Here is a 12,845-nt window from a genome sequence, read left to right on the forward strand (position 1 = left end):
AGATGGCCGTCGCCGGTCTGTGCGGAGATGCGGCCCGCGATCCGGCAGGGTGCCTGAGATCCGGACGTTTCGCAGGCGGGCATCCGGATCTGGGTCAGGATGCCGGATCCCGGCCCGCCGAGGCCCGGAATCACGCCGCGAGGTGGAGCCCCTGCGCGACTGCTGCCAGCACCAGATCCTGGACGAGCTCAGGTTGGAAGAAGACCTGGTAGTAGTCGAACCGCAGCACAGTGAATCCCCGTAGCCGCAGGCGCGCATCCGCTTCGATGTCCCGACGTCGCGCGGCCGCGCTGCTGTGGTGCTCGAAGCCGTCGAGCTGCACGATCAGCTTCTCGCCGATGAGAGCATCGACGGGCCGCACGTCGATCCACACCTGCTGCCGGACGCCGATTCCGATCGCCTTCATCAGCAGCACGAACTCGGTCTCAAGACAGGAGTCGCTCAGAGCGCTGGCAGTGCGCGCAAGACATCGCTCGCGACGGCCTCGCCACCGCACGCGCTCGAGCACGGCTGCCGCGATCAGCTTCTTGTTCACAGCGGAGTCCCAGAGCGCAAGCGCCGAACGCGAATCGAGGCAGCGAGCGACGTGGTGCAACACATTGATCAGCGGGTCGACAGGCGCGCGCTCATGCACAGGCGCCGGACCGGCGGACCAGTGGACCCTGCCGTTGGCCGCCTTCGTCTTGCCTGCACCCGGCGGCACCACCAGATGCACGGCGTCGTCATCGGGAACCCAGAGTCCCAGCCTTCGGGCTTGGCTGACGCACGTCAGCCGCCCTCCGGCGCCGATGGCGGCAAGAAGCGCGGGATCGCAGTCGGGTGTCGCGATCCACGAGCGCCGCACGCGAACGAGCGTCCTGCGACTCACTGCGACCCCCACCGCGCGCTTCGAGAACCCGGCCGCGTAGATCTCGGACGTGTGAGCGATGCCGTCGTGTCGATGCAGCCATTCCGTCAGAAGCATCAGGCTACTCTGCGCGAACGCAGCGAGACCTGGAGCCGGAAACAGCCGATTGTGGAAGCTTCCGGCGGATTCGCCGCCTGTGCAGAGTGATAGGCGGCAGCCTCGGCTCCGGCAATGCGCCCGGGATCCGGATGCGCTGCGTCCTGGCATCCGGAACTGGGGCCGGTTGCCGGTTCTCGGCGCGCCGAGCGGCCGAGCGTCAGTCGGCGCGCCGAGGACGCAGCCTCAGTCGGCCAGGCCGAGGACGTCCAGCATCCAGGCGATCTCGAACGCGCGCTCGCGCCAGGAGTTGTAGCGTCCGCTGACACCGCCGTGCCCAGCCGACATCTCGCACTTCATCATCACGTCCTGGGCACCCGCGTATCGCAGAGCAGCGACCCACTTCGCCGGCTCGACATACAGCACGCGGGTGTCGTTGAGCGAGGTCATCGCCAGGATCCGCGGATAGTCCGCACCCTCGCGGATGTTCTCGTACGGCGTGTACGACTTCATGTACGCGTACACCTCGGGGTCATGCAGGGGGTCGCCCCATTCGTCCCACTCGACCACGGTGAGCGGCAGCGACGGGTCGAGGATCGAGGTGAGTGCATCGACGAACGGCACACCGGCGAGGATGCCGGCGAACAGCTCGGGGGCCAGGTTCGCCACCGCGCCCATGAGCAGGCCGCCCGCGCTGCCGCCCTCCGCCACGAGCCGCTCGGGTGCGGTCACCCCGGTGTCGATGAGGTGCTGTGCGCACGCGACGAAGTCGGTGAAGGTGTTGCGCTTGTGCAGCTCCTTGCCCTGCTCGTACCAGTGGCGGCCCATCTCGCCTCCACCGCGCACGTGCGCGACCGCGAAGATCACACCGCGGTCGAGCATCGACAGGCGCATGGTCGAGAAACCGGGATCGATGGAGTGCTCGTAGGAGCCGTAGCCGTACAGATGAACGGCGCGCGGCTCGTCGCCGGGGTCCCCGAACGAGCGCTTCCAGACGAGCGAGACCGGCACCTGCGCACCGTCGGGCGCAGTCGCCCACACCCGCTGCTGTCCGTAGTCGGACGGGTCGTAGCCTCCGAGCACCGCCATCTGCTTGCGCAGATGCTTCTCGCCCGTCGCGACCTCGAGGTCGAGCACCTGCGACGGCGTGACGAACGAGGTGTACGTCATCCGCAGGAACGGCGAGTGCCACTCGGGGTTGCCGCTGAAGTAGGCGTCGAACAGCGGCTCGTCGAAGTCGACGTCGTCGAGCGCGCCCGTCGCGAGATCCATGATCGCCGAGTGCACCAGACCCCCGCTGCGATACTCGACGGTCGCGAAGTCGCGGAAGCAGTCCACGTCGATGATCCGCCGACCCTGCTTGTGTGCAAGCAGCACCTGCCGTTCGCCCTGCGGGTCGGATGCCGCGACCGAGACGAGCTCGAAGTCGAGGGCGTCGTCGTTGTGCAGGATCAGCAGCCGGTCCTCTCCGTCGACCACGGCGTGATCGACGGAGTACTCCACGCCGTCACGGCGCGGCCACACGACCTGCGGTTCGACGGTCAGCGGGTCGGAGGTGAGCGCGGCGAGGTCGACGAGCAGCTCCTCGCTGGTGATCTTCGAGCCGAGCCCGATCATCAGGTACTTCCGGCTGCGGGTGATGCCGGCGCCCATCCAGAAGCGCTCATCCGGCTCGTGGAAGAGCTTGACGTCGTCGTCCACCGGAGTGCCGATGCGATGCAGCCACAGAGTGTCGGGTCGCCAGGCCTCGTCGCGTGTCGTGTAGAGGATCGCCGTGCCGTCCGGCGTGAAGAACGCCTGTCCGGTGTTCGGGATCACGTCGTCGAGCTTCTCCGCGGATGCCAGGTCGCGCACGTGCACGGCGTACAGCTCGGAGCCCTCGGCATCCACCGACCAGAGCAGTCGCCTGCCGTCATCTGACGCGTCGAACGCGCCCAGCGAGAAGAACTCGTGCCCCGCCGCTTCGACGTTGCCGTCGAGCAGCACCTCCTCGCCTGGCACCGGCACGCCTGGCTCGAGCACGGGCGGGGTCCAGTCATCGCCCTGTGCGGCGGTCCGGCAGTGGATGCCGTACTGCGCGCCCTCCTCGGTACGGCTGTAGAACCACCAGTCACCGCGTCGGGTGGGGACGGACAGGTCGGTCTCCTGCACCCGTGACCTGACCTCCTCGAACAGCGTGTCGCGCAGTCCGGCGAGGTGAGCGGTTCGCGCATCGGTGTAGGCGTTCTCCGCCTCCAGATGCGCGATGACCTCGCTGTCGTCCTTCTGGCGCAGCCACTCGTAGGCGTCATCGAACTCGTCGCCGTGATGGGAGCGCGTGGTGATGCGGCGGGCGGTCTCGGGCGGCTGGATGCGAGGATCGGTCACCCTGCCACGCTACCCGGCGAGTTGACCGCGAACGGGCAGGATGGGAGGATTCATCCGGGTCCTTAACGGATGACACACCCACGGTGAACTCTTCGTTCGTCACAAGCCGAGCTCTCGGCCCCTCCCTGGCAGTCCCAACGAAAGAGACCGGTGGAAACCGCAGCCCTCATCGTCGTGCTGGTCATCGCGCTGGCGCTCTTCTTCGACTTCACCAACGGATTCCACGACACGGCGAACGCGATGGCCACGCCCATCGCCACCGGCGCTCTGAAGCCGAAGACCGCCGTGCTTCTCGCTGCGACGCTCAACCTCGTCGGCGCGTTCCTCTCCACAGAGGTCGCGAAGACCGTCTCCGGCGGCATCATCCGCGAAGACGCGATCAGTCAGATGGGCGCGCAGGTCTTCCTCCCGCTCATCTTCGCCGGACTGATCGGCGCCATCACGTGGAACATGCTCACGTGGCTGCTGGGCCTTCCGTCCAGCTCGTCCCACGCCCTGTTCGGCGGGCTCATCGGCGCGACGCTGGTCGGCGTGGGCGCCACCGGCATCGACTTCGGGATGGTGCTGTCGAAGATCATCCTCCCGGCACTGATCGCCCCGCTCACCGCGGGCATCATCGCGTTCATCGCGACCAAGGTCGCCTACGGTGTGACGCGCCGGTACGACGGGAAGCCCGACGGACGCTCCGGCTTCCGCTGGGGCCAGATCTTCACCTCCTCCCTCGTGGCGCTCTCCCACGGAACCAACGACGCGCAGAAGACGATGGGCGTGATCACGCTGGCGCTGATCACGATCGGCTGGCAGACCGGCGACCCCGGCAGCGAGCACTACCACAACCCCGAGTTCTGGGTCATCGTCGCCTGCGCGTTCACCATCGCGCTCGGCACGTACCTCGGCGGCTGGCGCATCATCCGCACCCTCGGCAAGGGCCTCACCGAGGTGAAGCCCGCACAGGGCTTCGCCGCCGAGAGCTCCACCGCCGCGACCATCCTCGCCTCCAGCGCCCTCGGCTTCGCGCTCTCCACCACCCAGGTGGCCTCCGGCTCGGTCATCGGCTCGGGCCTCGGTCGGCGCGGTGCGACGGTGCGCTGGGCGACCGCCGGCCGGATCGCCATCGGCTGGCTGCTCACGCTTCCTGCGGCGGGCGGTGTCGGCGCCCTCGCCGCCCTGCTGGTCATCTGGTTCGGCAACTGGGGCGTGGCGATCGACGCCGTGCTGGCGCTCGTGATCATCGTGAGTCTGTTCATGCACTCGCGTCGCAACGCCGTGACGTCAGCGAACGCCATGAGCGATGTCGCGGAGTCCGGGCTCGCCGTGGACCACCCCGAGGTGCCGGCTCCCACCCGCCGCGCCAGCCGCATGGAGCTCATGCGCGCCCTCGAGCGCGCTGAACGCAAGGCCGATGAGGCCGAGCGCGCGGCCCGTCGGGCGAAGAAGCTGAAGAAGGCGGGCGCATCGCCGGCCGAGATCAAGGCGGCGAAGCGCGCGGCCGAGAAGGCGGCGCTGAAGTTCGCCGCTGCCGAGCAGGCGGCTCAGGAGTGGGAGAGCGCCATCGCGAGCCGGAAGGCGCGGGCCAAGCTCGCCGAGTGGGACATCGCCGTGGATGAGCAGGAGGAGGCACGATGAGCATCGACTGGGGCGCCTTCGTCAACGTCTTCGTCGCCGCGCTGGTCGGCGCCGGCACGATCGTGCTGTTCTACGCGCTGGGTCTGCGGATGCTCGTGCGGGCCGGGCGGGTCCCGGTCGTGACACCGGCCGAGTTCACGGATGCCATCACCGTGCTCTCCGAGAAGGAGATCCGCCGCGCGTCGAAGCAGGCCGCCAAGGCCGCGCGCAAGAGCCCGCTGAGCGAGGGGCAGAAGGCGCTCGCCTTCGCCGCCGCGATCGGATGCTTCATCCTGTGCGGCGCGGCGGTCCTCGGCGGCATCCTGCTGATCGTCGTCGGTCACTGACGGGCATCCACCGCCGGAGAGGGCGGTTCTAGGCTGGGGCCATGTCAGCCTCGTTCGCATTCGGCAGCCACCCCCCGGCATCGCACGTCATCGTGCACATCAGCGATCCGCACCTGCTCGCCGACGGTGCGCGGCTGGCAGACCGGTTCGACGTGGAGAGCACTCTGCAGCGCACGCTCGACGCCATCCGTGACACGGACAGCGATCCGGCGGCGATCGTCGTCACCGGAGACCTCGCCGATCTCGGTGAGCCGGATGCCTACCGCCGCCTGCGGGCTGCGGTGGAACCGCTCGCTGCCGAACTGGGCTGCCCGGTCGTCTGGGTGGCGGGCAATCACGACGAGCGGCCCGCGCTGCGGCAGCATCTGCTCGATCTCGAGCCCACCGAGCAGCCGGTCACCGGCGTGTGGGACCTCGGCGGGCTGAGACTGGTCGCCCTGGACACGAGCGTTCCCGGCTGGCACCACGGCGACCTCGATGCGGCCCAGCTCGACTGGCTGCGCGAGGTGCTGCGTGAGCGCGCACCGCACGGCACGGTGCTTGCCATGCATCACCCGCCGCTGCCCAGTCACATCCCGCTGTTCGACATCCTCGAGCTGCGCCACCAGGACGAGCTCGCCGAGGTGCTGCGGGGGAGCGACGTGCGCGCCATCCTGGCGGGTCACCTGCACTACTCCTCGCATGGAGTGTTCGCGGGCATCCCGGTCAGCGTCGCCTCCGCCACCTGCTACACGATGAACGTCGCGCGACCCGCCGTCGAGGTCAACGGGATGGATGCCGCGCAGTCGTTCCAGCTGGTGCACGTGTACCCAGAGACGATCACGCACACCGTCGTGCCGGTTGTCGAGGCGCCCACCGCCGATCACTTCACGCGCGAGTGGGCAGAGCGAATGGCATCCCTCACACCGGAACAGCGACTCGACGCCTTCTCCCGCAAGCCCCCGCGCTGAAGCATCGTAGACTGGGGGCATCCCCCGAATCCCTGATCGCCACTACCCACAAGGATGTGACATGGCCTCGTCTGAGCCTGTTCTTACCCGCACAGAGACCGATTCGATCGGAAGCATCGAGATCCCGGGAGACGCCTACTACGGCGTCCACACGCTGCGCGCCGAGCAGAACTTCCCCATCACCAAGCGCCCGATCTCGGTCTATCCCGACCTGGTGCGCGGCCTCGCGATGGTCAAGCAGGCCAGCGCGCGCGCGAACAAGGAGATCGGGGTCCTCGACCCCGAGAAGGCTGACCTGATCGACGCCGCCGCACAGCGCGTGATCGACGGCGAGTTCCACGACCAGTTCATCGTCGGCGTCATCCAGGGCGGGGCAGGCACCTCGACCAACATGAACGCCAACGAGGTCATCACGAACATCGCGCTCGAGATGGCGGGCCGCGAGAAGGGCGACTACGCCTTCCTCTCGCCGATCGACCACACGAACCGCAGCCAGTCCACCAACGACGTCTATCCGACCGCGGTCAAGATCGGCCTCTCGCTGAACCTCGTCTCGCTGCTCGACGAGCTCGACCTGCTGCGCAAGTCCTTTCTCGGCAAGGCGAATGAGTTCCACGACGTGCTCAAGGTCGGCCGCACCCAGCTGCAGGATGCGGTGCCGATGACGCTCGGCCAGGAGTTCCACGGCTTCGCGACGACACTCGGCGAAGACCACAGCCGCCTCACCGAGAACGCCTCGCTGCTCACCGAGATCAACATGGGCGCCACGGCCATCGGCACCGGCATCACGACCCACCCCGACTACGCGCCGACCGTGCTGAAGCACCTGCGCGAGATCAGCCGTCTCGACCTCAGCACCGCGACCGACCTGGTCGAGGCCACCAGCGACACCGGCGCCTTCATGTCGTTCTCCTCGTCGCTGAAGCGCAACGCGATCAAGCTCTCGAAGATCTGCAACGACCTGCGTCTGCTCTCGTCCGGCCCGCAGGCCGGCATCGGCGAGATCAACCTGCCGGCCATGCAGGCCGGCTCCAGCATCATGCCGGGCAAGGTCAACCCCGTGATCCCCGAGGCCGTCAACCAGGTCGCGTTCGCGGTCGCGGGTGCAGACGTCACGGTCACCATGGCCGTCGAAGGCGGCCAGCTGCAGCTCAACGCCTTCGAGCCTGTCATCGCGCACTCGATCTTCCAGTCGATCACGTGGATGCGTCAGGCGATGTGGACCCTGCGCGTGAACTGCGTCGACGGGATCACCGCCAACCGCGAGCGCCTCGGCGCCATGGTCGGCGCATCGGTCGGCGTCGTCACCGCGCTGACCCCGTTCATCGGCTACGCAGCGTCTGCCGCGCTGGCCAAGACGGCGCTGCTCACCAACCGCAACGTGGCCGACCTGGTCGTCGAAGCGGGCCTGATGTCGCGCGACGAGGTCATGAAGCAGATCTCGCCCGCCCGCCTCTCGGGACTCGAGACCGTCACCGCCGCGATCCCCGTGATCGCCGCCGAAGATCTCCCCGAAGCTTAAGCACAGACAGCAGAAGAGGCGGATGCCGCAGGGCATCCGCCTCTTCTGTCTCTGAAGGCGCGATCAGCCGATCGTGCGGCAGTGCGTCGTCAGCTCGCCGATGCCGTCGACGCCCACCGTGACCGTGGAGCCGTCGCGGAGGAAGATCTGCGGATCCCGTGAGTAGCCGGCGCCGCCCGGGCTGCCGGTGGAGATCAGCGTTCCCGGCTGCAGGGTCGCGGACGATGAGAGGTGCGCGATCAGCGTCGCGACGCTGCGCACCATCTGCCCCGTGCTCGCATCCTGCACGGTCTGCCCGTCGACGACGGCCCAGATGTGCAGGTCCTGCGGGTCGGGGACCTCGTCAGCTGTGACGACCACAGGGCCGGTCGGGGTGAAGCCGTCGAACGACTTGCAGCGCGACCACTGCGCCTCGGCGAACTGGATGTCTCGCGCCGTGATGTCGTTGACGACGGTGTAGCCCCAGACGGCGTGGAGCGCCTCGTCGGCAGTCACGTCCTTCGCGGGGCGGCCGATGATCACACCGAGCTCGGCCTCGTAGTCGACCGACTCGCTCAGGTCACGCGGCCATGCGGTGGTGCTGTCGTGCGCGCTGAGCGAGTTGGGCCAGAGCGTGAAGACGGTCGGGGCGGTGTCGGTCTTGAGCCCCAGCTCGCTCGAGTGCGCCGCGTAGTTCAGGCCCACCGCCAGGATGACCGGCGGCGCGACGACGGCGGGGCCGAAGCGCAGGTCGGCCACCGGATGCCGTGGCGCGTCGTCAGCGGCATATGCGGCGCGCAGCTCCTCGAGCAGCTCGTCGCCGCCCTCGATCAGCTGCTGCAGGGTCGAGGGAGCGGGGGAGAGGAGGTCGCTCACGAGGGTGGCCTCCGCGCCGTCGATGACGGCGAGCTGCAGGGCCTCGGAATCGCGAGCGCTCAGATGGGCGAAACGCATGACTCCACGCTACCCGTCGTGGTGCCGCCCGTGGCAGAGGCGGCCTCTAGGCTTTGCTCATGAGCTTTGGAGGACGGCCCTCGGCCGCACAGCCCTCGGAACCGTTCCCGACCCTGCTCGCCAGGCGTTCTCCGTACGCTCCACCGGCGCCCGCAGCGCCCGCACCCGCTCCGGCGATGCCGGCCCTGCCAGTGCCCGCCAGGCGCGGACGCAGCGCTTCGGTGTGGGTATTCGGGGTGCTCGCGTTCGTGATGATCGCGCTGATCGCGTACTTCGCGCTCTTCCTCGGGGTCGGGGCATCGATCGTCGGACTGGTCCTCGCGCTCGTGCCGCTTGCGATCGTGCTCACCGGCGTGCGGATGATCGATCGATGGGAGCCGGAGCCGAAGAGCCTCGTGATCTTCGCCCTGGCCTGGGGTGCCGTGGCAAGCGCCGGGATCGCTCTGCTCGTCGACGTCGCGTTCGCGCTGGCGGTCGGGCAGCGCAACGAGTTCTTCGCCGCCGTCATCCAGGCGCCCGTGATCGAGGAGCTCGCCAAGGGCATCGGCGTCCTGCTGGTGTTCGTCATCGGCCGCCGGGCTTTCGACGGCCCGGTGGACGGGGTGGTCTACGGTGCGCTGGTGGGTGCGGGCTTCGCGTTCACGGAGAACATCCAGTACTTCGGCACCAGCCTCACCTCTGGCGGTGCAGGCGAGCTCACGCTCACGTTCATCCTCCGCGGACTCGTCTCGCCGTTCGCGCACGCCATGTTCACCGCGCTGACCGGATTCGCCATCGGGCTCGCCGCGCGACGTGGCGCGAGCAGCGCTTCCGCCGTCGGAACCGGGGCGATAGGTCTGGTCGGCGCCATCGGACTGCACGCGTACTGGAACGGCTCCTCTCTGCTGGGCGACTTCCTCGCGCTGTACATCACCACGCAGGTGCCGCTGTTCATCGGCTTCATCATCGCGATTCTGGCGCTGCGTCGCGAGGAGGCGCGACTGACGCGTCTGCGCCTCGGCGATTACGTCACCGCGGGATGGTTCACGCCCCAGGAGGTCGAGATGCTGGCCACTCCGGCAGGCAGGCGCACCGGTCTGCAGTGGGCATCCGGTCTTCGCGGCGACCGACGCCGCGTGATGCAGGCGTTCATCCGCGATGCCGCGGCGCTGGCTGCCGTGCGCCAGCGGGCGATCACCGGTCGAGACCCGCTGGCCGCCGCCGACGAGCACGCGCTGCTGATGCGCACCCGGGATGCCAGAGCGCGGCTGCTCGCGTACTGACCGCCTCGGGCGATCCAGCGCAGACGCACTCAGCGCCCGGTGCTGCGGCGATGCCTGCTGGTCTCCCGGGCGCTGAGTTGATCTACACAGACAGGGTGCCTCGCACGCCGGGCGAAGTCAAGACCTCTGCGTCGATCGCGACCTCAGACGCCCTCGACGATCACGTCGAGGGCGATGCCCGAGCAGGACATGCGGGGAAGGTCGGAGAGCCGGCTTCCGCGCACCGAGTCCCCCGTGGCGCAGCGCGGATCGGTGGAGACCACGACGCGCCCGACGCCGTTGACGAGAGTGACCTGATGGCCCAGCGAGGCGAAGCGGGGAGTCAGCTCCCGCTCCACCTCGGCGACGAGCAGGTCGAGTCCGGCGACGCCCAGCAGACGGGTACCGGCGCTCGCCGGAACAGCGATCGTGATGGTGTACTCGTCGCTGCACAGATAGTCGACGTAGGGCCCCGCGATGTGCGGTCTTCCTGTGCTCATCGGAACGCGGTACCACTCGAGCTCGCTGTAGTCGATGTACTCCTTGTTCACCGTCTGCGAGGCGAGCACCAGCTGCCGGCCGCCTTCACCCTGCCACCAGGCGAGATGGCTTCGCGCGTCGGAGAGAAGGCCGATGGCAGCGATGAACCCGGCACCGTACACCGGCACGGCGCCCAGAGCCAGAGTGCGCTCGGCGTACGGCTCGACGATCGCATCCAGACGCGGGCGGGTGAGCGCACCCTCATCGAGAAGCTGCGCGAGCTCATGGGCGCAGGAGCCCACCCAGGAGTCGAGCATGCGGATCGGGGAGCTGAAGTACTCCTCGACGATCCGCGCGGCCGCAGCGGGGGCAGTGGTGGCGGGGGTGTTCATCGCGTCCTCCAGTGCACGTCGATGGAGATGATCATGAGATGCCGGCGGGTGAGCTCTGCAGGTGGATCAGGGCGTCGATCACGCCTGCGACCAGGCGTTCGGTGCGGACGCCGGCGGTGTCGGGATCGCTCTGCTCCACCGCGCTGATGATGTCGGCGAGCGATGCGGCCTGCTTGCGCAGCCCTGCGTCGTCGGGCGCGGCGAGGCGCAGGTACGGCGAGAACTCCGCCTGCAGCTTCATCTGCTCGCGGGTGAGGCGTGCCGACTGACTCAGCGAGACGAGCTCGACGAGCACGTCGTCGAGCACACGACGCTGCTGGTCGACATCCAGGTCGTCGAGAAGCTCCAGACGATGCAGCACGCGACCGGCCTCGCTCGCGTCCGCTCGCCGCGCGGCAAGACGCACCGCCGCCGCGGTGATCGCGCTGTAGTGCGCACCCATATCGCGCAGCGCGAGCCGCGACGTGCGCATCAGCGCGTCGCGTGCGAACGCGAGCGGGTCGGCGTCATCGACGACGAAGCTGCCGCCATTGCGTCCGCGGCGGGTGACGATCAGCCCTCGACCGCGCAGGGTGAGCAGAGCCTCCCGCACGGTGACCGGTGCCACTCCGAAGCTGCGGGCGAGCTCGGATTCGGAGGGGAGTCGCTCACCGGCGCGCAGGTGGCCGCGGTGGATCGCGTCAACCAGACGTCGCACGACCAGCTCCGCCCGGCCCTCGTCCCCGATCGACCGGAACAGCGCGCCCTGAAGCCGATGCGGCTGACGACTGCGCTGACGGTCCGGCTCGGCGCGCGCACCGGTGGGAGACGTCAGCGATTCCATACTGGATTGTTCCACGCGCCGGCTCCGAAGTGTCGCCTGAGGCCGGGAGAGCTTCCGGCTGCACTCGCCTGTCGGTGTGTTACGCGCTCAGCGGACGTTCTGCATTGACCGTGGCCCGCGCATCGCGGTTGGATGGATCCATGACTGAACGCACGAAGCCAGAGTTCGACGCCCCCACTGGCCCTGCCCCCGCAGAGCTGGTCATCCGCGACATCATCGAGGGCGATGGCGCCGAGGCGAAGCCCGGCGACACCGTCACCGTGCACTACGCCGGTGTCGAGTACGACTCCGGCGAGGAGTTCGACTCGTCGTGGGGTCGTGGCGAGACCATCCAGTTCCCGCTGCGCGGCCTGATCCAGGGGTGGCAGGACGGCATCCCCGGCATGAAGGTCGGCGGTCGCCGTGAACTCGTCATCCCGCCGCACCTGGCGTACGGCCCGGCCGGTGGCGGGCACTTCCTCTCCGGCAAGAGCCTCATCTTCATCATCGATCTCGTCGCCGTCGGCTGATCCGAATCTGCTGATCACAGCCCCTGTCCGCCTCGGCGGGCGGGGGCTTCTGCATGAATCCGGACATCGAGGAATACATGCAGGTGAATGCAAGTTATCCTCGGTACGGCGCGAGAGCGCGCCGATGAACGTCAAGGAGAACACACACATGTCGATCGAGATCCCCGGCTACCGCCCCGGCACCTGGGTGCTGGACCCCAGCCACAGCGAGGTCACGTTCAGCGTGCGCCACATGATGATCTCGAAGGTGCGCGGCTCCTTCGGCATCAAGAACGCCACCCTCGTCGCCCCCGAGAACCCGCTCGAGGCCAAGGTCGAGGCGACCGTCGATGTCGCCTCCATCGACACCAACGACGAGGGACGCGACACGCACCTGCGCTCGGCGGACTTCTTCGACACCGAGAACTTCCCGACCATGGAGTTCGTCTCCACCGGAACCCGTGTCGAAGACGGCGACTTCTTCGTCGACGGAGACCTCACCATTCGCGGCATCACCAAGCCGGTCAGCTTCGAGTTCGACTTCGGCGGCTTCGGCTCCGACCCGTGGGGCAACTACAAGGCGGGCGCCTCGGCGACGACCGTGATCAACCGCGAGGACTTCGGCCTCACCTGGAACGCCGCTCTCGAGACCGGCGGCGTGCTCGTCGGCAAGGACATCACGATCAACCTCGACCTGCAGGGCGCCCTGCAGGCCTGAGTCGGCGTCCTCGAGCCCGGAGGTCGAGCCGCCGCA

12 protein-coding genes are annotated in these 12,845 nt (G+C 68.5%); 7 read left to right on the forward strand and 5 right to left on the reverse strand.

Going from position 1 to position 12,845, the window contains the following annotated elements; all coding sequences use genetic code 11:
* Positions 1–130: 130 nt before the first annotated feature.
* The gene (locus tag ACIPV2_RS04345; protein WP_400838842.1) at positions 131–964 is read right to left on the reverse strand and encodes an endonuclease domain-containing protein; all 834 of its coding nucleotides are present in this window, start codon (positions 962–964) and stop codon (positions 131–133) included.
* A gap of 225 nt (positions 965–1,189) precedes the next feature.
* On the reverse strand, positions 1,190–3,310 hold the full coding sequence (locus tag ACIPV2_RS04350) for a S9 family peptidase (RefSeq protein ID WP_400838844.1): 2,121 nt from the start codon (positions 3,308–3,310) through the stop codon (positions 1,190–1,192).
* A 150-nt stretch (positions 3,311–3,460) separates the two neighbouring features.
* Here ACIPV2_RS04350 and ACIPV2_RS04355 point away from each other — a divergent pair, with 150 nt between their 5' ends.
* The 4 genes from ACIPV2_RS04355 to ACIPV2_RS04370 all read left to right on the forward strand — a co-directional run bounded on the left by ACIPV2_RS04355 (position 3,461) and on the right by ACIPV2_RS04370 (position 7,734).
* A complete protein-coding gene (locus tag ACIPV2_RS04355) occupies positions 3,461–4,936 on the forward strand; it encodes an anion permease (RefSeq protein ID WP_400838846.1) in 1,476 nt (491 codons plus the stop codon).
* Positions 4,933–5,262, forward strand: coding sequence for a peptidase (locus ACIPV2_RS04360; protein WP_101187038.1), 330 nt, complete (start codon positions 4,933–4,935; stop codon positions 5,260–5,262). Before ACIPV2_RS04355 ends, ACIPV2_RS04360 begins: the two co-directional genes overlap by 4 nt.
* A gap of 41 nt (positions 5,263–5,303) precedes the next feature.
* A complete protein-coding gene (locus ACIPV2_RS04365) occupies positions 5,304–6,212 on the forward strand; it encodes a phosphodiesterase (protein ID WP_400838849.1) in 909 nt (302 codons plus the stop codon).
* Positions 6,213–6,273: 61 nt separating this feature from the next.
* Positions 6,274–7,734, forward strand: a complete 1,461-nt coding sequence (locus tag ACIPV2_RS04370) for an aspartate ammonia-lyase (protein WP_101187036.1) — start codon at positions 6,274–6,276, stop codon at positions 7,732–7,734.
* Positions 7,735–7,797: 63 nt separating this feature from the next.
* Here ACIPV2_RS04370 and ACIPV2_RS04375 read toward each other — a convergent pair whose 3' ends face one another.
* A complete protein-coding gene (locus ACIPV2_RS04375) occupies positions 7,798–8,667 on the reverse strand; it encodes a fumarylacetoacetate hydrolase family protein (RefSeq protein ID WP_400838851.1) in 870 nt (289 codons plus the stop codon).
* 176 nt (positions 8,668–8,843) lie between these two features.
* Between ACIPV2_RS04375 and ACIPV2_RS04380 the strand changes: the two genes are divergently transcribed.
* Entirely contained in the window at positions 8,844–9,929 is a 1,086-nt protein-coding gene (locus ACIPV2_RS04380; protein ID WP_400838853.1) for a PrsW family intramembrane metalloprotease, read from the forward strand.
* Between the two features lie 143 nt (positions 9,930–10,072).
* Here ACIPV2_RS04380 and ACIPV2_RS04385 read toward each other — a convergent pair whose 3' ends face one another.
* Entirely contained in the window at positions 10,073–10,780 is a 708-nt protein-coding gene (locus ACIPV2_RS04385; protein WP_400838855.1) for a cache domain-containing protein, read from the reverse strand.
* 31 nt (positions 10,781–10,811) lie between these two features.
* Entirely contained in the window at positions 10,812–11,603 is a 792-nt protein-coding gene (locus ACIPV2_RS04390; protein ID WP_400838857.1) for a GntR family transcriptional regulator, read from the reverse strand.
* 140 nt (positions 11,604–11,743) lie between these two features.
* Between ACIPV2_RS04390 and ACIPV2_RS04395 the strand changes: the two genes are divergently transcribed.
* Positions 11,744–12,112, forward strand: coding sequence for an FKBP-type peptidyl-prolyl cis-trans isomerase (locus tag ACIPV2_RS04395; protein ID WP_101187031.1), 369 nt, complete (start codon positions 11,744–11,746; stop codon positions 12,110–12,112).
* A gap of 148 nt (positions 12,113–12,260) precedes the next feature.
* Complete coding sequence (locus ACIPV2_RS04400) at positions 12,261–12,809, forward strand: YceI family protein (protein ID WP_400838859.1); 549 nt, start codon at positions 12,261–12,263, stop codon at positions 12,807–12,809.
* Positions 12,810–12,845: the final 36 nt, after the last annotated feature.

This window comes from Microbacterium sp. NPDC089987 (genome assembly GCF_044748505.1).
Classification (GTDB): domain Bacteria; phylum Actinomycetota; class Actinomycetes; order Actinomycetales; family Microbacteriaceae; genus Microbacterium.

Bases quoted from the DNA above. Each gene is read 5' to 3' on its own strand.
- ACIPV2_RS04345 (WP_400838842.1), bottom strand. From the start codon at position 964: ATGCTTCTGACGGAATGGCTGCATCGACACGACGGCATCGCTCACACG.
- ACIPV2_RS04360 (WP_101187038.1), top strand. From the start codon at position 4,933: ATGAGCATCGACTGGGGCGCCTTCGTCAACGTCTTCGTCGCCGCGCTG.
- ACIPV2_RS04365 (WP_400838849.1), top strand. From the start codon at position 5,304: ATGTCAGCCTCGTTCGCATTCGGCAGCCACCCCCCGGCATCGCACGTC.
- ACIPV2_RS04370 (WP_101187036.1), top strand. From the start codon at position 6,274: ATGGCCTCGTCTGAGCCTGTTCTTACCCGCACAGAGACCGATTCGATC.
- ACIPV2_RS04375 (WP_400838851.1), bottom strand. From the start codon at position 8,667: ATGCGTTTCGCCCATCTGAGCGCTCGCGATTCCGAGGCCCTGCAGCTC.
- ACIPV2_RS04380 (WP_400838853.1), top strand. From the start codon at position 8,844: ATGCCGGCCCTGCCAGTGCCCGCCAGGCGCGGACGCAGCGCTTCGGTG.
- ACIPV2_RS04385 (WP_400838855.1), bottom strand. From the start codon at position 10,780: ATGAACACCCCCGCCACCACTGCCCCCGCTGCGGCCGCGCGGATCGTC.
- ACIPV2_RS04390 (WP_400838857.1), bottom strand. From the start codon at position 11,603: ATGGAATCGCTGACGTCTCCCACCGGTGCGCGCGCCGAGCCGGACCGT.
- ACIPV2_RS04395 (WP_101187031.1), top strand. From the start codon at position 11,744: ATGACTGAACGCACGAAGCCAGAGTTCGACGCCCCCACTGGCCCTGCC.
- ACIPV2_RS04400 (WP_400838859.1), top strand. From the start codon at position 12,261: ATGTCGATCGAGATCCCCGGCTACCGCCCCGGCACCTGGGTGCTGGAC.